This window comes from Streptomyces sp. CNT372 (assembly GCF_000377145.1).
In genome coordinates this window covers 389,705-407,595 of record NZ_KB897780.1, presented here as the reverse complement: position 1 = coordinate 407,595, position 17,891 = coordinate 389,705, and the positions used below count along the sequence as shown (strand labels likewise).

Sequence of the window (17,891 nt, the reverse complement as noted above, 5' to 3'; positions counted from 1 at the left end):
CGGGGCGTGTGCCGTCCGCTCCGCCGGGGCGTGCGCCGCGCGGCCCGGGGCAGAGCCCGAGTTCCCTGACGTCCCGCCGGCCGCCGTACCGGCCACCCCCGCACCGGAGGTGTGCGCATGACCATGCTGGCCCATGCCGCCGAAGCCCAGCGCAGCGTCCTCGCGCTGGAGGACCTGTCGATGTTCGGGCGGGACCCGTGGTGGCTCGTCGTCGTCAAGGCGGTGTTCTGCTTCGCGTTCCTGATGGTGACCGTGCTGTTCTCCATCGTCTGGGAGCGCAAGGTCGTCGCCTGGATGCAGCTGCGCATCGGCCCCAACCGGCACGGCCCCTGGGGGCTCCTCCAGTCGCTCGCCGACGGCATCAAGCTGATGCTCAAGGAGGACGTGGTCGTCAAGCGCGCGGACAAGGTGGTCTATGTCCTCGCGCCGATCGTGGCGGCGATCCCCGCGTTCATGGCGATCGCCGTGATCCCGTTCGGCCCGGCGGGCAACGAGGTCTCGATCTTCGGCCAGCGCACCACGATGCAGCTCACCGACCTGCCGATCGCGGTGCTCTACATCCTGGCCGTCGCCTCGGTCGGCATCTACGGCATGGTGCTCGCCGGCTGGTCCTCCGGCTCCACGTACCCGCTGCTGGGCGGGCTGCGCTCCTGTGCGCAGATGATCTCCTACGAGATCGCGATGGGCGCCGCGTTCGCCTCGGTCTTCCTCTACTCCGGGTCGATGTCGACCTCGGCGATCGTGGAGGCCCAGGCGGACCGCTGGTTCGTGCTGCTGCTGCCGGTGTCCTTCATCATCTACGTGGTCACCATGGTCGGCGAGGTCAACCGGGCCCCGTTCGACATGCCGGAGTCCGAGGGCGACCTCGTCGGCGGCTTCAACACCGAGTACAGCTCGATCAAGTTCGCGATGTTCATGCTGGCCGAGTACATCAACATGGTCACCGTCTCCGCGGTCGCCGTGACGCTGTTCCTCGGCGGCTGGCGGGCCCCGTACCCGGTCTCCACCTTCTGGGAGGGCGCGAACCACGGCTGGTGGCCGATGCTCTGGTTCGTCCTCAAGGTGCAGTTGCTGCTGTTCTTCTTCATCTGGCTGCGGGGCACGCTGCCGCGGGTCCGCTACGACCAGCTGATGAAGCTCGGCTGGAAGGTCCTCATTCCGGTCAGCGTGGTGTGGCTGATGCTGGTCGCCACCGTGCGCGCCCTGCGGAACGAGAACTACGACTTCCAGCAGGTCGTGCTCTATGTCGCCGGCGCCGTGATCGCGGTCCTGCTGCTGTCCCTGGTCGCGGACGTCTTCCGGGACCGCAGGGGCAGGCGGGCGGAGGCCGGGCGACCGGAGGACGGCCCGTTCGACCCGATGGCGGGCGGATTCCCGGTACCGCCGCTGCCCGGTCAGGAGTTGCCGCCGGTGCCGCGCAGGCGCCCGCGCCGGGACCGCGAACTGATTGTCAGTGGTGGACCCAATACTGACAGTGATGGTCCTCAGGACGGAAAGGAGGCTGACGGTGTCTGAGGAATCCGAGCGCTCGTTCCAGAACCCGGTCGCCGGCTTCGGCGTGACCTTCAAGGCCATGTTCAAGAAGCGGCTGACCGAGCAGTACCCGGAGCAGCCCAAGGTCACGGCCCCGCGCTTCCACGGCCGGCACCAGCTCAACCGCCACCCGGACGGCCTGGAGAAGTGCGTCGGCTGCGAGCTGTGCGCCTGGGCCTGTCCGGCCGACGCCATCTACGTGGAGGGCGCGGACAACACCGACGAGGAGCGCTACTCGCCGGGCGAGCGGTACGGCCGCGTCTACCAGATCAACTACGCCCGCTGCATCCTGTGCGGTCTGTGCATCGAGGCGTGCCCCACCCGCGCGCTGACCATGACCAACGACTTCGAACTGGCCGACAGCAGCCGGGAGAACCTCATCTACACCAAGGAGCAGCTGCTCGCCGGTCTGGACGAGGGCATGGTCGACTCCCCGCACGCGATCTTCCCGGGCGCCGACGAACAGGACTACTACCGGGGCCTGGTGACCGAGGCCGCGCCCGGCACGGTCCGTCAGACCCCCACCGCCGAGGGGGAGAAGGTCCAGGAGGGCGAGTCCACCTTCGGCGAGGCCGAGCCGGCCTCGGGGAAGGTGATCGGCGAATGAGCACGTCCCTCGCCTCCCTCGCCTCCCGCACCGGCGAGAGCGTCCTCGGCGCCGCCGGTCCCGAGCACTCCGCCGTCCTGGCGGCCTCGGCCACCTCCACCGGCGAGGCCGTCCAGTTCTGGATCCTCGGCACGGTCGCGGTGATCGGCGCCCTGTGCACCATCCTGATGCGGCGGGCGGTGCACAGCGCCCTCTGCCTCGCCGGAACCATGATCATTCTCGCGGTGTTCTACCTGGCCAACGGGGCCTACTTCCTGGGCGTCGTGCAGATCATCGTCTACACCGGCGCGATCATGATGCTCTTCCTCTTCGTCGTGATGCTGGTCGGCGTCACCGCGGCCGACTCGCTGACCGAGACCCTCAAGGGGCAGCGCTGGCTGGCCCTCCTGTGCGGCCTCGGCTTCGGCGTCCTGCTGATCGCCGGCATCGCCAACGCCTCCCTGCGGAGCTTCAACGGCCTCGGCGCCGCCAACGCGGCCCGCGGGGGCAATGTCGAGGGCCTCGCCGCGCTGATCTTCACCAGGTACGTCTTCGCCTTCGAGATCACCGGCGCGCTCCTCATCACCGCCTCGGTCGGCGCGATGGTCCTCACCCACCGGGAGCGGACCGAGCGGGCCCGCACCCAGCGCGAACTCGCCGAGCAGCGGGTCCGCGAGGGCAGGAACCTGCCGCCGCTGCCCGCCCCCGGCGTCTACGCCCGGCACAACGCGGTGGACATCCCCGGACTCCTGCCCGACGGCACCCCCTCCGACCTCACGGTCAGTGGGACCCTCCGCGAACGCGGCCAGATCCGGGACGTGTCGGGCCAGGCGCTGGACGACCTCAAGGCCCTGGAGCAGCGGTCCGAGGAGCGCCTCGGCCGTGACCGGGGCACGCAGGACCGGGACGGACAGGAGGCCACGCGGTGAATCCGGTCAACTACCTGTATCTGGCGGCGCTGCTGTTCACCATCGGCGCGGCCGGCGTGCTGATCCGGCGGAACGCCATCGTCGTCTTCATGTGCATCGAGCTGATGCTCAACGCCTGCAACCTCTCGCTGGTGGCCTTCTCCCGGATGCACGGCAACCTCGACGGCCAGATCATCGCGTTCTTCACGATGGTGGTCGCCGCGGCGGAGGTCGTGGTCGGACTCGCGATCATCGTGTCGCTCTTCCGCTCCCGCCACTCGGCCTCGGTCGACGACGCCAGCCTGATGAAGCTGTAAGGGGACGGACGAATCGTGGAGAACCTGATCGCGCTGCTCGTCGCGGCGCCCCTGCTCGGAGCGGCGGTCCTGCTCTGCGGCGGCCGCCGCCTCGACAAGACCGGCCACTGGATCGGCACGGCGCTCGCCGCCGCGTCCTTCGTCGTCGGCGTGGTGCTCTTCGCCCACATGCTCGGCCAGGACGCCGACGACCGCGCCCTGTACAGCACCCTGTTCAGCTGGATCCCGGTGGAGGGCTTCCAGGCCGACATCGCCTTCCAGCTCGACCAGTTGTCGATGACCTTCGTGCTGCTGATCACGGGCGTCGGCACCCTGATCCACATCTACTCCATCGGGTACATGGAGCACGACGAGCGGCGCCGCCGCTTCTTCGGCTATCTGAACCTGTTCCTCGCGGCGATGCTCGTCCTCGTCATCGCCGACAACTACCTGCTGCTGTACGTCGGCTGGGAGGGCGTGGGCCTCGCCTCGTACCTGCTCATCGGCTTCTGGCAGCACAAGCCCAGTGCGGCCACGGCCGCGAAGAAGGCGTTCCTGGTCAACCGCGTCGGTGACATCGGCCTTTCCATCGCGATCATGCTGATGTTCACCACCTTCGGCACCTTCGCCTTCGGCCCGGTCCTCGGCGCGGTGGGCGAGACCTCCGAGGGCACCCTCACCGCGATCGGCCTGATGCTCCTCCTCGCGGCCTGCGGCAAGTCGGCGCAGGTGCCGCTCCAGTCCTGGCTGGGGGACGCGATGGAGGGCCCGACCCCGGTCTCGGCCCTGATCCACGCGGCCACGATGGTGACCGCCGGCGTCTATCTGATCGTCCGTTCCGGCGCGATCTTCAACGCGGCGCCGGACGCCCAGCTCGCGGTCGTGATCGTCGGTGCCGTCACCCTCCTCTTCGGTGCGATCGTCGGTTGCGCCAAGGACGACATCAAGAAGGCGCTGGCCGGCTCGACGATGTCGCAGATCGGGTACATGGTGCTGGCGGCGGGCCTCGGCCCGATCGGCTACGCCTTCGCGATCATGCACCTGGTGACGCACGGCTTCTTCAAGGCCGGGCTGTTCCTCGGCGCGGGGTCCGTGATGCACGGCATGAACGACGAGGTCGACATGCGCAAGTACGGCGGCCTGCGGAAGTACATGCCGATCACCTTCGTCACCTTCGGTCTCGGCTATCTGGCCATCATCGGCTTCCCGGGGCTCTCCGGCTTCTGGTCCAAGGACAAGATCATCGAAGCGGCCTTCGCCTACGACGACGGCATCCGCGGCTGGATCTTCGGCGGGGTGGCCCTGCTCGGCGCCGGTATCACCGCGTTCTACATGACCCGCGTGATGATCCTGACCTTCTTCGGTGAGAAGCGCTGGCAGCCGGACGCCGAAGGCCACGAGCCCCACCCGCACGAGTCCCCGAAGTCCATGACGATCCCGATGATCGTGCTCGCCTTCGGCTCGGTCTTCGCCGGCGGCTTCTTCGCCATCGGCGACCGCTTCGCCAACTGGCTCGCCCCGGTGACCCAGTTCGAGCACCCGCACCCGGTGATCAGCGTCCCCGCCATCACCGCTTCCACGATCGTCGTGCTGCTGATCGGCGCCGCGATCGCCTGGGCGATGTACGGGCGCAGGCCGGTGCCGGTCGCCGCGCCGCGCGGCTCCCTGCTCACCCGGGCGGCCCGCCGCGACCTCTACCAGGACGACATCAACCACGTGGTCCTGGTCCGCGGCGGCGAACACCTCACCCGGTCCCTGGTGTACGTCGACCACACCCTGGTCGACGGAGTGGTCAACGGCACGGCCGCCGGCTTCGGCGGGCTCTCCGGCCGGCTGCGCAGACTGCAGAACGGCTACGCCCGCACCTACGCGGTCTCGATGTTCGGCGGTGCGGCGGTCCTCATCGCCGCGACCCTGCTGATGAGGGCGGTCTGACGATGTCCTTCCCGATCCTGACCGCCACGGCGGTCCTGCCCGCCGTCGGCGCCATCGCCACCGCGGCGGTGCCTGCCGGCCGGCGCACCGCCGCCAAGTGGCTGGCCCTGCTGTTCTCCCTGGCCACCCTGGTTCTCGCGGCGATCGTGCTGGTCCGCTTCGAGCCCGGGGGCGCCCGCTACCAGCTCACCGAGTCGCACGCCTGGATCGCCGACTTCGGCGTCCGCTACGAACTCGGCGTCGACGGCATCGGCGTGGTGATGGTGGCGCTGACCGCGCTGCTGATCCCGTTCGTGATCGTGGCCGGCTGGAACGACGCCGACCCCATGGAGACCACCTCCAAGCGGTGGCGTCCGACCCAGGGCTTCTTCGCCCTGATCCTCATGGTCGAGGCGATGGTGATCCTCTCCTTCGAGGCCACCGACGTCTTCCTCTTCTACATCCTGTTCGAAGCCATGCTGATCCCGATGTACTTCCTCGTCGGCGGCTTCGGCGACCGCGCCCACGCGGGCAGCGACGAGAAGGCGGCGGCCCAGCGGACGTACGCCGCGGTGAAGTTCCTCCTCTACAACCTGGTCGGCGGCCTGATCATGCTGGCCGCCGTCATCGGGCTGTACGTGGTCGCGGGCAGCTTCTCGCTCTCCGAGATCGCCGAGGCCCGCGCGAGCGGGCAGCTCGAGATGGCGACCAACACCGAACGGCTGCTCTTCCTGGGCTTCTTCTTCGCCTTCGCGGTGAAGGCCCCGCTCTGGCCGCTGCACACCTGGCTGCCGAACGCGATGGGGGAGGCGACCGCCCCGGTCGCCGTGCTGATCACCGCGGTGGTCGACAAGGTGGGCACCTTCGCGATGCTCCGCTTCTGCCTCCAGCTCTTCCCGGAGGCGTCCAAGTGGGCCACCCCGGCGATCATCGTCCTGGCGCTGGTCAGCATCGTGTACGGCGCCCTGCTCGCGGTCGGCCAGCGGGACATCAAGCGCCTGGTCGCCTACGCGTCCATCTCCCACTTCGGCTTCATCATCCTGGGCATCTTCGTGATGACCAGCCAGGGCCAGTCGGGCGCCACCCTCTACATGGTCAACCACGGCATCTCCACCGCGGCCCTGATGCTGGTGGCCGGCTTCCTGATCTCGCGGCGCGGCTCCCGGCTCATCGCCGACTACGGCGGGGTGCAGAAGGTGGCCCCGGTCCTCGCCGGCACCTTCCTGATCGGCGGTCTGGCGACCCTGTCGCTGCCCGGACTCGCCCCGTTCGTCAGCGAGTTCCTGGTCCTGGTCGGCACCTTCTCCGTCTACCCGGTGGCCGGGATCATCGCGACCTCCGGCATCGTCCTCGCCGCGCTCTACACCCTGGTGCTCTACCAGCGCACCATGACGGGCCCGGTGAAGGCCGAGGTCCAGGGGATGCCGGACCTCAAGGCACGTGAACTGGCCGTGGTGGCACCGCTGATCGCGCTGCTGATCCTCCTCGGCGTGTTCCCGAAGCCGGTCACCGAGATCGTCAACCCGGCCGTGGAGCACACGATGTCCGACGTACAGAAGAAGGACCCCCGGCCCGAGGTGGAGGCGTCCAAGTGAGCAGCACAGTCGTCCACAGTCTGTGGACACAGGTCGCGGAGGTGGAGCCGATGAGCAAGCTCCCCACCCCGCACATCGAGTACGCCCAGCTCGCGCCGGTGCTGATCGTGGTCGGCGCGGCCGTCCTCGGCATCCTGGTCGAGGCGTTCGTCCCGCGCCGGGCCCGCTACCACACCCAGGTGCTCCTCGCGGTGGCCGCGCTCGCGGCCTCCTTCGCGGCGGTGGTCGCCCTCGCCGCGGGCGGATACGCCACGACCGAGGCGCACATCGCGGCGATGGGCGCCATCGCGGTGGACGGCCCGGCGGTGTTCCTCCAGGGCACCATCCTGCTGTCGTCGGTCGTCGCCCTCTTCACCTTCGCGGAGCGGCGCCTCGACCCCTCGGCGCACGGCAAGCGGGTCGACTCCTTCGCCGCCGAGGCCGCCGCCGTGCCCGGCAGCGACCACGAGAAGGCGGCGGTGAAGGCCGGGTTCACCACCACCGAGGTCTTCCCGATCATGATGTTCGCGGTCGCCGGCCTGCTGGTCTTCCCGGCGGCCAACGACCTGCTGACCCTCTTCATCGCGCTGGAGGTCTTCTCCCTCCCGCTGTACCTGCTCTGCGCCCTGGCCCGCCGCAAGCGGCTCATGTCGCAGGAGGCCGCGGTGAAGTACTTCCTCCTCGGCGCCTTCGCCTCCGCGTTCCTCCTCTTCGGCATCGCCCTCCTCTACGGGTACGCGGGCTCGGTCTCCTACGCCCGGATCGCGGACGTGGTCGACGGCAGCGTCACCGGTATCGACCCGGCCCTCGCCGACACCATGGGGAACGACGCGCTGCTGCTCGTCGGCGGCGCGATGCTCCTGATGGGCCTGCTGTTCAAGGTGGGCGCGGTGCCGTTCCACATGTGGACCCCGGACGTCTACCAGGGCGCGCCCACCCCCGTCACCGGCTTCATGGCCGCGGCCACGAAGGTCGCCGCGTTCGGTGCGCTGCTGCGCCTGCTGTACGTGGTGCTGCCGGGCCTGGCCTGGGACTGGCGGCCGGTCATGTGGGGCGTCGCGATCGTCACCATGCTGGGCGGCGCGATCGTGGCCATCACCCAGACCGACATCAAGCGGCTGCTGGCCTACTCCTCGATCGCCCACGCGGGCTTCATCCTCGCCGGCGTGATCGCGACCAACCCCGAGGGCATCTCCTCGGTGCTGTTCTACCTCCTGGCGTACTCCTTCGTGACGATCGGCGCCTTCGCGGTCGTCACGCTGGTCCGCGACCCGGGCGGCGAGGCGACGCACCTGTCCAAGTGGGCGGGCCTCGGCCGGCGTTCCCCGCTGGTCGCCGCGGTCTTCGCGGTCTTCCTGCTCGCCTTCGCGGGCATCCCGCTGACCTCGGGCTTCGCCGGCAAGTTCGCCGTCTTCAAGGCGGCGGCGGAGGGTGGCGCGGGAGCGCTGGTCGTGGTCGGTGTGATCTCCTCGGCGATCGCCGCGTTCTTCTACATCCGGGTCATCGTGCTGATGTTCTTCAGCGAGCCCAAGCCGGAGGGCCCAACGGTCGCGGTGCCCTCCCCGCTGACGATGACCACCATCGGCGTGGGCGTCGCGGTGACCCTGGTCCTCGGCGTCGCCCCGCAGTACTTCCTGGACCTGGCGAGCCAGGCGGGCGTGTTCGTCCGCTGACTCCGCGGCCCGCGACGCGCGGAAGGTCCGGCGCCTCCTCGGGGGAGGGGCCGGACCTTCGGCATGCGCGGGGACGCCCGCCCGTGGTCGGCCCGGCTGCCCGCCCGCGTCCTCCGTCCCGCCGGGCACCCGGGTGGTGCCCGGCGGCTGACGCTCCTACGACGTGGACCGGGGGTGGCGGCGCTTGGCGGTGATCTGCGTGAGATCCAGCTCCACGGGGAACGGGACGTCGACCTTCAGCCGTTCACGGAAGACTCCGGCGGGTGTGTACGTGCCGGTGGACGGCTCCAGGCCGAAGACGTACACGACCGGTTTACCGGCCTCGTTCTCCACCCGCCAGTAGTGCGGAATCTTCGCACGGGCGTACTTGAGCGGCTTGGTCTCGCGGTCCCGGGTCAGGGACTCGGGGGACACCACCTCGATCGCCAGCAGCACGGTCTGCGCCGGGAAGCGGGTCTGCTCCGGGTCCTGGATCACATGCTCCGGGACGACGACGACATCCGGTTCCGGCCGGTTCTGGCGGTCGACGTCGATGGTGAACTCGCGGACGACCTCGAAGTTCTCGGGCGCCAGCGAGTGCAACTGCCAGGTGAAGAAGTCCACGGCGCGCGAGTGGAAGAGAGTCTGTGGACTCACGAAGACGAGGCTCCCGTCGATCAGCTCCGTGTGCGGAGGCAGGTTCGGAAGCGTGTCCAGGTCGTCGGCGGTCCAGCCGCCCACCGGCGGGACCGGCCACTCGGCCTGCTGTGCCGTCGGTTCCACGCTCATCAGTGCTCCCATGCGACGGAGTCTCGCGGCCCCGTCCAGCGTATCCGGATCAAAGGGATCAACACCCCACGCACGTGTGTACGGGTCACGTCCCGTTGACGGGCGGGAGGGCGGCGGTGTTCCGCCCGGCGGCCCCGCGTGGCAGGGTGACCGGCGCCGATTGGTCTGGACCGGAGCGAGGGCGCAGCGGCCCCCGCGCCCGGACCGGGAGCCGTGAAGGCCCCTGCGCCCGCACCGGGCCGGGGCCGTGGAGAGGAGAGGCGATGCGCGGCACGACCGTCCCGCCCGGAACCCCCTGCCCGACGCCCCCGGAGGGCGTCTGGCCGATGCACCGGCTGGAGGTGCCGATGCCGAACGCGGTGCCCTTCGCGATCGGCACCTTCGACACCATCGGGCCACTGTCCCGGGCCGACTTCCCGCACCGGCACACCTTCTGGGAGATCGTCCACGTCACGGGCGGCACCGGCGTCCACGTGGTCGACCTGGCCCGCTGGGAGCTGGACCCGCCCCACCTCGGGGTGATCGCGCCCGGCCAGGTCCACCACTGGGAGGACGCCCGCGGGCTGGACGGGACCGTGGTGCTGTTCACGGAGGACTTCCTGCTCGACCACCCCGGCGACCGGGACCTGCTGCGCGCCCTCGCCGGGCGCCCCTGGCGGACGCCGGACGCGGCGGCCGGCGTCGAGACCGCCCGGCTGCTGGCCGAGCTGGCGGCGGAGCACCGGCGCGGTGCCGAGGGCTTCGACTCGGTGCTGCGCGCCCTGCTGCACGTCCTCGTCGTACGGGCCGCCCGGGCGACGGGACCGGCGGACTCCGGCGCTGCGGCCGCACCGGTGTCCGGGCGCCCCGGCGCGGTCGCCGGGGAGTTCGTCCGTCTGGTCGCGGCCGGCGACCCCGCCCTGTGGTCGGTACGCGGCTGCGCCCGGCGTATCGGCGTCACCACCGGGTACCTCACCGAGGCAGTGAAGGCCGCCACCGGCCGCACACCGGGCCAGCTGGTCCGCGAGGCCCGCGTCCACGAGGCCAAACGGCTGCTGGCCCGGACCGGGCTGTCGGTCCGTCAGGTCGCGGCCCGGACCGGCTTCGCGGACCCGGCCTACTTCTGCCGCTTCTTCCGCCGCGAGACCGGGCTCAGCCCCGGCGAGTTCCGGCGTGGTGGCGAGGCGGTTGGCGAGGCGGTTGGCGAGGCGGGTGGCGGTGCGGGCGGTGCGGGCGGCGACGAGCCTGGCCAGGCGGGCCGGGGTGCGGACGGGCCGGGCGGCGACGAGGCCGGACAGGCGGGCCGGGGTGCGGGCGGGGCGGGCACGGGCGGTATTCACCACGTCCCCCGGGTTCCGTCCATCGATCGCCCGGGCGCGCCCGCCTAGGTTCGGTGCCGATCCCCGAAGCCCCCACAAGGAGCAGGCATGGACGGCGAGACCACCCCCGGCGGGACCACACCCAGTGCGGCGGCCACCCCCGGCGGCACCACCCCAGACCGGCGTCCCAGCCGCAAGACCGTGCTGCGCGCCGCGCTCGCCGCGTCGGTCGCGGCCCCGGCCGCCCTGATCGGCGTCCCGGCCCTGGCCCGCAACGCGCCGGACACGGGCACCGCCCTCGAACCCACCCCGCAGTGCGACGACGGCGACGACCCCACGCCGCCGCAGATGGAGGGCCCCTACTTCAAGCCGGACTCGCCCCGCCGGACGTCACTGCTGGAGCCGGGCACCCCCGGCACCCGGCTGACCGTGACGGGGTATGTCTTCGGGCGGGCCTGCCGCCCCGTCCCGGGCGTCCTGCTCGACTTCTGGCAGGCGGACGTCAACGGCGCCTACGACAACACGGGGTTCCGCTTCCGCGGGCACCAGTTCACGGACGCGCAGGGCGCGTTCCGCCTCACCACGGTCGTCCCGGGGCTGTATCCGGGGCGCACCCGTCACCTGCACGTCAAGGCGCAGGCTCCCGGCCGCCCCGTGCTGACCACACAGCTCTACTTCCCGGGCGAACCGCGCAACAACACCGACGCGCTGTTCGACCCGCGGCTGCTGATGACCGTGCGGGGCGCGGGCGGCGCCCGGGAGGCGGCGTTCGACTTCGTGCTGGACGTGGCCCAGCAGCCGGGCCCGGGTCCCTCGCCGACCGGGGGCCCGACCACCCCGCCGCCGGGCGGGGCCTGGCGCGCCGGGACGTCCTACGCGGCGGGTGACCGGGTCACCTACGGCGGCGCGGCCTATCTGTGCCTCCAGACCCACCTGGCCCAGCCGGGCTGGGAGCCGCCGTCCGTCCCCGCCCTCTGGCGCGCGGTCTGACCGGACCCGGCCCCCGCCCCACGGGCGCGGGCGGGTGAGCCGAAGGGGCGCGCGGATGCCGGAAGGGAGGCCGCGCCCGGGACCCGGGCAACGAGGGTCCGGGCACGGCCGTCCGCCGGCACCCGCCGACAGCGCCCCGGAGGCGGACCGAGCCTCAGAAGGAGGAGGAGGCAGAGGGAACGATCCGGCCGGTGACCTCGCCGAGGCCCACGCGCACCCCGTCCGGGCCCGGGGCCCAGGCCGTGAGGGTGACCTCGTCGCCGTCCTCCAGGAAGGTGCGCTTGCCGTCCGGGAGTTCGACGGCGTCGCGGCCGTTCCAGGTCAGCTCCAGCAGGGAGCCGCGCTGGTTCACCTCGGGCCCGCTCACCGTGCCGGAGCCGTACACGTCGCCGGTGCGCAGGGACGCGCCGTTCACCGTCATATGGGTGAGCTGCTGCGCCGCCGTCCAGTACATCGAGGCGAACGGCGGCTCCGCGACGACCGTGCCGTTGATCGCCACCGAGATCCGCAGGTCGAAGCCGCCGGGCTCCTCCTCAGCGGAGTCGTCCAGGTACGGCAGGAGGTCGAAGTCCCGGGCGGGCGGGGTGGTCCGGGCCGCGTCCAGGGCCTCCAGGGGGGTCACCCACGCGGAGACCGAGGTGGCGAAGGACTTGCCGAGGAACGGGCCCAGCGGCACGTACTCCCACGCCTGGATGTCCCGCGCCGACCAGTCGTTGAGCAGGAACAGCCCGAAGACGTGGTCGCGGAAGGAGTCGAGCGGGACGGGGGTGCCGAGCGCGGACGGGGTGCCGACGACGAAGCCGACCTCGGCCTCGATGTCCAGCTTCACGGACGGCCCGAAGACCGGCGCCGGGTCGGTGGGCGCCTTGCGCTGCCCACAGGGGCGCACCACGTCCGTCCCGGAGACCACGATCGTGCCGGAGCGCCCGTGGTAACCGATGGGCAGGTGCTTCCAGTTGGGCGTGAGGGCGTCGCCGTCCGGGCGGAAGATCCGGCCCACGTTGGTCGCGTGGTGCTCGCTGGCGTAGAAGTCGACATAGTCGGCGACCTCGTACGGCAGGTGCATGGTCACGGCCGAGAGCGGGTGCAGCAGGGGCTCTATGTCCGGCCGGTGGGCGGGGACGGTGACCCAGGCGGTGAGCGCGCGGCGCACATCGCGCCAGACGGTCCGCCCGGCCGCCAGCAGGGGGTTGAGGCTCGGCCGGCCGAGCAGGTCCGCGTAGGGGGAGCCGAGGGCGAGGGCGGCCGCCCCGGCGTCCAGGACGTGATCGCCGATCCGCACACCGAGCCTGCGGCGCTCGGGGTCGTCCGCGGTGGTGAAGACGCCGTACGGGAGGTTGTGCGGGCCGAAGGGGTCGCCCTCGGCCACGTCGAGCGGGCTCTGCTCGGACATCGGTGCCTGCCTCGCTTTCCACGGGTGTGGACGACACGTTACGTGGGCGCGCCGCCCGCCACACCGGTGCCCCGCGCCGCCCGGAAGCAGCCCCGCCCGGACCCCCGGCGGTCGGCCCGCCCGGCACGCCCCGCCGCCTCCCGCCCGGCACCCGCCCCGCCGCTCGGCCCGCCGTGCGCGGACCGCGTCAGCCCGCCGTGCGCGGGATGCGCCGCTCCCAGGTGCGGTGGAAGACGACCTCCTCGCCGTCCCGGCAGACGACCTCGTCCTCGGTGACGAAGTCCGCAGCGTCGCAGGAGAGCTCCGAGCGGGTGGTGATCCGCACGTCCCAGGCGAGCTCGGGGCGGTGGAGGCGGACCGTGCGGTCGGCGCGGGCGTGTGCGGAGAGGGGGTCGTCCTCCTGGATCGTGTACGTCTCGACGGCGTCCTCGGTGAACTCCAGGCCGTCCGGGTGCACCCGGGTCCCGGGGTGCGGGTCCACCGTCAGCCGCCAGGTGCCCGCGGCCACGTCCCGGACCACCAGCCGCTCGGGGCGCGGCTCGTCGAGGGTGGCGGGCACGGTGACCTGGACGGGTTCGGACTGCTCGGGCTCCTCGAAGCGGATGCCGGCGTCCTCCGGGTGGGCGGCCGCGTCGCGCACGGGCAGCTCCAGCCGGGAACCGGCCGGGTCCAGGGTGAAGCCGTCCGCGTCCGGCTGCGGCCAGGCCCAGGGCCAGTACGCCGAGGAGACCGCGAGCCGGATGCGGTGGCCGGGCGGGAAGGCGTACCCGGCGCCGGCCAGCTCGAAGGTCACCTCCCCGCCCTCCCCGGGAGGCCAGGGCACGGCCCGGTCCGGGCCGTGGCGGGCGGAGAGGTTGAGCACGCCCCGGGTCACCAGGGCCGAGGAGCCGTCCGGGGCCACGTCGCAGAGCCGGACGGCCACCTGTCCGCGCGGGCCCCCCGCGCGCAGGCGCAGGGTCACCCGGGGCCGCCCCAGGATCTCCACCGGGGCCCCGGCCACGGGGAACTCGAAGCACGCCGAGCGGGCGTCCTCCTCGCGCTGGTCGGGCGCCGGGCCGGCGTCGTCGCCGCGCGGGAGGAAGGGGCCGGCGTCGAGGCCGGTCCGCTGCGGGGAGCGCACCAGGACGGGATCGCCGGCCAGCGCGTAAGCCACGGGGGTGACGTACGGGGAGGGCCACGCCGGGTCGCCGGCCCAGCGGCCGGGAGGTCGCGGCCGGGCGGAGGCCGGCCGGTGCGAGGCGCTGATCCAGGAGCGCAGCAGGGGCTCGTCCATGACGTCGTTGTCCGCGTCCTTCAGGTGCCGGTCCCACCAGCGCAGGGTCTCCTGGAGGAAGCCGATCGCCGGGCCGGGCGGCGGGACCTCGTCCGGGTACCGGTGCGGCCAGGGCCCGATCAGCCCGCGCACGCGGTCCGCGGGCAGGTGCTCGACCAGCCGCAGCACGGTGTCCCCGCAGGGGCCGTGCCGGCCGCCCACCGCGAGGACGGCCGCCCGGATCGCGGCGGGGTCCTCGCGGACGCCGCCGCCGCGCCAGTAGTCGTCGCGGAGCTGGTGGGCGAGCCAGGTGTACAGGGGTGGTTCCACCGCCTCCAGCCGCTCCAGCCACTGCTCCCGCCAGCCCTCCCCGGCGTGCAGCGGGTCCGGCGGGTGGACGACCAGGGCCAGCGCGGCCGCGGACCGGGCGTGCGTCCCCGCGGCGAGGACGGAGCCGCCCAGGTAGTGGACATCGTCGTCGTAGCGGTCGTCCGGCGCGCAGACCGTGACGACCGCCTTGAGCGGCCCGGGCGCGCGGGCGGCGATCCGGAGGGCCTCGCCGCCGCCCCGCCCGATCCCGAACACGCCCACCCGGCCGCTGCACCAGGGCCGCGCCGCCAGCCACTCCACGACCGCGACCCCGTCCGCGAGCTCCCCCTCGTCGTACGCGTCGCCGGGCAGCCCCTCGCTGTTGCCGTGCCCGCGCGCGTCGACCCGCACCGAGGCGTATCCGTGCCCGGCGTACCAGGGGTGGCGCCGGCTGTCGCGGGGCGCGGTCCGGTCGGTGAGCCGGTCCGGCAGGTACTCCAGCAGCGCGGGCACCGGTTCGCCGGTGACCGGGCGCCAGAGGCGGGCGTGGAGGCGGGTGCCGTCGGGCAGAGGGATGCGGAGGTCCTCGTGGGCGGTCTCGTACGGCAGGTCGGTACGGATGCGCATGGGTGGTGCCTCCCGGTGGCGGCCCGCGTGCCGGGGAGCGGAACCCCTCCCGCCGAACGGTGCAAAGCGGACGTGACGGCATCGAGAAGAACATACCGGCGGGTGCAGGAAGGCGCTCACGGTGATCGAAAGCCGACCGGATACGCTGACATGAGCGAATCCAGCGACACATCGACAATCCGTGTGATCGTCAGCAGACAGGAGACCCCCTCGTGACCGTCGTCGGGCCGTTCGGGCTGAGCGTGCGGGACCAGGCTCTTGAGGCCGATGTCCAGACCGGGCTGTCGGCTGTCGAGGAGGGCCTGCTCGAAGCCACCAAGAGCGAGGTGCCCTTCATCACGGAGGCCGCCCAGCACCTGGTCCGCGCGGGCGGCAAGCGTTTCCGTCCGCTGCTGGTGATGCTGGCCGCGCAGTTCGGCGACCCCCACGCGCCGGGTGTCGTGCCCTCGGCCGTGGTCGTCGAGCTGACCCACCTCGCCACGCTGTACCACGACGACGTGATGGACGAGGCGGACGTGCGCCGCGGGGTGCCCAGCGCCAATTCCCGCTGGGACAACTCGGTGGCCGTCCTCACCGGCGACTTCCTCTTCGCCCGTGCCTCGCACATCCTGGCCGACCTCGGCCCGGAGGCGGTGCGGGTCCAGGCGGAGGCGTTCGAGCGCCTGGTCACCGGCCAGATCCTGGAGACCGCGGGCCCGCGCGACGGCCGTGACCCGGTCGACCACTACCTCGACGTCCTCGCGGGCAAGACCGGCTCGCTGGTCGCCGTCTCCTGCCGCTTCGGCGCGATGATGGCGGGCGCCGAGGAGCGGACCACCGAGGTGCTGACCCAGTACGGCGAGCGGCTCGGCGTGGCCTTCCAGCTCGCCGACGACGTGCTCGACATCGCCTCCGACTCCCACGAGTCCGGCAAGACCCCCGGCACCGATCTGCGCGAGGGCATCGCGACCCTGCCCGTCCTCCTGCTGCGCGCGGCGGCCGAGGCGGGCGGACGGCCCGAGGACGCCGAGCTGGTCGCCCTGCTGGAGAGCGACCTCGCCGACGACGCCCGGCACGCGGAGGCTCTGCGCCTGCTCCGCGCCCACCCCGCCCTGGAGCAGGCCCGCCGGGAGACCGTGCGCTACGCCGAGGAGGCCCGTGCGATGCTCGCACCGCTGCCGGACGGCTACGCCAAGGCGGCCCTGGAGGAGCTGTGCGACGCGGTGGTGCACCGCGCCGGCTGAACCCCCCGGTACGCCGGCTGAAGCCCCCTGCGCGTCGGGCCGGGGCCGGTAGGCAACCCCGAGTCCGGTGGCGCTGCGCCCCTACGGGACGGGAGAGAGACCGGGCCGGTTGTCATACCCGAGGGGTACGCGGGTTTGCTTCCGGGGGCTGACGCCTGAGGGGCCGTCCGTTTGGTCATATGGAAAGCACCACCCCTGACCAACCACGGAGGTAGGGCACACCATGGCACCGAACGACAGCGCACACACCACCGGCGAGGCCCCTGGCCCCGCGGTGGGCCGCCGCAGGGCCGCCCGCTATGTCGTCCCCCTGGCGGTGGCCGGTGTGGCGGCGGGAACCATCGGCCTCGTGCCGGCGCTCGCCAGCTCCGGTGACCCCGAGCTGCCGAAGGTCACCGCCCGCGAGCTGATCGAGAAGATCGCGGCCTCGGACACCCAGCAGCTCTCCGGCACGGTGAAGATCAGCACCGACCTCGGGCTGCCGGCCATGGACGGGCTCCTCGGCTCCGTGGCGGGGGCCTCCGGGGACGGCGCGTCCGCCGACCCGCGGGCCAGGCTGACCGAACTCGCCTCCGGCACCCACACCCTGCGCATCGCGGCCGACGGCCCGGAGCGCCAGAAGCTCACCCTCGTCGACGGCTCCGAGGAGTACAGCCTCATCCGCAACGGCGAGGAGGTCTGGGCCTGGGACAGCGCCTCGAAGGAGGCGTTCCGGGCCGAGGAGCCCGCCGGTGAGCACGGCGGGGACGCGAAGCCGGACCCGTCCGCCGAACTGCCCGCCACCCCGAAGGAGTTCGCGGACGAGCTGCTGGAGTTCTCCGGCGACACCACCTCCTACCGGGTCGGCGGCACGGCCCGGGTCGCGGGCCGGGACGCGTACCAGCTCGTCGTGGCGCCCGAACAGAAGGGCTCGACGGTCAAGTCGGTCACCATCGCGGTCGACGCGAAGACCGGCACCCCGCTGAAGTTCACCCTCACGCCCAGCGGCGGCGGCAAGGCCGTGATCGACGCGGGCTTCACCCGGGTCGACTTCGCCAAGCCCGCCGCGTCCGTCTTCGACTTCACCCCGCCGAAGGGCGCGAAGATCACCGAGGCCGACGAGGTCGACGAGGCGGCGAAGGCCGCGGAGGCGTCCGGCACCGGCAAGGACGACGCCGGACTCCCGAGCGGGCCCGCCGGGCTGCTCGGCGCCGAGGGCCCGGAGGTCATCGGCGAGGGCTGGACGTCGATCCTCACCGTCGGCGGCTCGGGCGAGGCGTCCGGCAACGGGAAGGGCGGGAAGGAAGAACTCCCGGCGGAGGCGGGCCAGTTCCTGGACTCGATCGGCGACAAGGTCAGCGGTACGTTCGGCACGGGCACGGTCTTCTCGACCCGCCTGGTGAACGCGCTGATGACGGACGACGGCACGGTCTACGTCGGTGCCGTCACCAAGGGCGCGCTGCTCGACGCGGCGAACAAGGCCGCCAGGGGCTGACGCCCCGGGCCCGGCGGCAGCGGCCCGGCCCCGCCCCCTCGTTGGGGGCGGGGCCGGGCCGTTCGACGTCCGA

General features: G+C 72.4%; 14 protein-coding genes. 11 read left to right on the top strand and 3 right to left on the bottom strand.

All coding sequences use genetic code 11. The features are described 5' to 3' along the window. Window positions 1-117 precede the first annotated feature (117 nt). Genes nuoH through nuoN form a run of 7 tightly spaced genes read left to right on the top strand, consistent with a single transcriptional unit; the run spans window position 118 to window position 8,484 of the window. On the top strand, window positions 118-1,515 hold the full coding sequence (nuoH, locus tag C593_RS0112290) for an NADH-quinone oxidoreductase subunit NuoH (protein ID WP_018847585.1): 1,398 nt from the start codon (window positions 118-120) through the stop codon (window positions 1,513-1,515). Then, window positions 1,478-2,140 (top strand): NADH-quinone oxidoreductase subunit NuoI, encoded by a 663-nt coding sequence (gene nuoI, locus C593_RS0112285; RefSeq protein ID WP_051093671.1) that lies wholly within the window; start codon window positions 1,478-1,480, stop codon window positions 2,138-2,140. The genes nuoH and nuoI overlap by 38 nt, the downstream gene beginning before the upstream one ends. Beyond that, window positions 2,137-3,048 carry an NADH-quinone oxidoreductase subunit J gene (locus C593_RS0112280; RefSeq protein WP_018847583.1) on the top strand — a complete coding sequence of 304 codons (912 nt, stop codon included), beginning with the start codon at window positions 2,137-2,139 and terminating at the stop codon, window positions 3,046-3,048. The genes nuoI and C593_RS0112280 overlap by 4 nt, the downstream gene beginning before the upstream one ends. Beyond that, window positions 3,045-3,344, top strand: coding sequence for an NADH-quinone oxidoreductase subunit NuoK (nuoK, locus tag C593_RS0112275; RefSeq protein WP_006347335.1), 300 nt, complete (start codon window positions 3,045-3,047; stop codon window positions 3,342-3,344). Before C593_RS0112280 ends, nuoK begins: the two co-directional genes overlap by 4 nt. A gap of 15 nt (window positions 3,345-3,359) precedes the next feature. After that, window positions 3,360-5,258, top strand: a complete 1,899-nt coding sequence (gene nuoL / locus C593_RS0112270) for an NADH-quinone oxidoreductase subunit L (protein WP_018847582.1) — start codon at window positions 3,360-3,362, stop codon at window positions 5,256-5,258. Between the two features lie 2 nt (window positions 5,259-5,260). Continuing rightward, a complete protein-coding gene (locus C593_RS0112265) occupies window positions 5,261-6,832 on the top strand; it encodes an NADH-quinone oxidoreductase subunit M (RefSeq protein ID WP_018847581.1) in 1,572 nt (523 codons plus the stop codon). Further along, window positions 6,829-8,484, top strand: coding sequence for an NADH-quinone oxidoreductase subunit NuoN (nuoN, locus tag C593_RS0112260; RefSeq protein WP_018847580.1), 1,656 nt, complete (start codon window positions 6,829-6,831; stop codon window positions 8,482-8,484). Before C593_RS0112265 ends, nuoN begins: the two co-directional genes overlap by 4 nt. 156 nt (window positions 8,485-8,640) lie before the next feature. On the opposite strand, the gene C593_RS0112250 is transcribed toward nuoN, so the two are convergent. Beyond that, window positions 8,641-9,252 (bottom strand): Uma2 family endonuclease, encoded by a 612-nt coding sequence (locus C593_RS0112250; RefSeq protein ID WP_018847579.1) that lies wholly within the window; start codon window positions 9,250-9,252, stop codon window positions 8,641-8,643. Window positions 9,253-9,515: 263 nt separating this feature from the next. On the opposite strand from C593_RS0112250, the gene C593_RS0112245 reads away from it, so the two are divergent. Both C593_RS0112245 and C593_RS0112240 read left to right on the top strand, forming a co-directional pair. Beyond that, on the top strand, window positions 9,516-10,619 hold the full coding sequence (locus C593_RS0112245) for an AraC family transcriptional regulator (protein ID WP_018847578.1): 1,104 nt from the start codon (window positions 9,516-9,518) through the stop codon (window positions 10,617-10,619). 39 nt (window positions 10,620-10,658) lie between these two features. Further along, window positions 10,659-11,540 (top strand): dioxygenase family protein, encoded by an 882-nt coding sequence (locus tag C593_RS0112240; RefSeq protein WP_018847577.1) that lies wholly within the window; start codon window positions 10,659-10,661, stop codon window positions 11,538-11,540. Window positions 11,541-11,694: 154 nt separating this feature from the next. On the opposite strand, the gene fahA is transcribed toward C593_RS0112240, so the two are convergent. Further along, window positions 11,695-12,933, bottom strand: coding sequence for a fumarylacetoacetase (gene fahA / locus C593_RS0112235; protein ID WP_018847576.1), 1,239 nt, complete (start codon window positions 12,931-12,933; stop codon window positions 11,695-11,697). Between the two features lie 187 nt (window positions 12,934-13,120). Beyond that, the gene (locus C593_RS0112230) at window positions 13,121-15,121 is read right to left on the bottom strand and encodes a CocE/NonD family hydrolase (RefSeq protein ID WP_018847575.1); all 2,001 of its coding nucleotides are present in this window, start codon (window positions 15,119-15,121) and stop codon (window positions 13,121-13,123) included. Between the two features lie 212 nt (window positions 15,122-15,333). Here C593_RS0112230 and C593_RS0112225 point away from each other — a divergent pair, with 212 nt between their 5' ends. Together C593_RS0112225 and C593_RS0112220 are read left to right on the top strand one after the other, a co-directional pair. Then, window positions 15,334-16,344, top strand: a complete 1,011-nt coding sequence (locus tag C593_RS0112225) for a polyprenyl synthetase family protein (RefSeq protein WP_018847574.1) — start codon at window positions 15,334-15,336, stop codon at window positions 16,342-16,344. Between the two features lie 223 nt (window positions 16,345-16,567). After that, on the top strand, window positions 16,568-17,818 hold the full coding sequence (locus C593_RS0112220) for a hypothetical protein (RefSeq protein ID WP_018847573.1): 1,251 nt from the start codon (window positions 16,568-16,570) through the stop codon (window positions 17,816-17,818). Window positions 17,819-17,891: the final 73 nt, after the last annotated feature.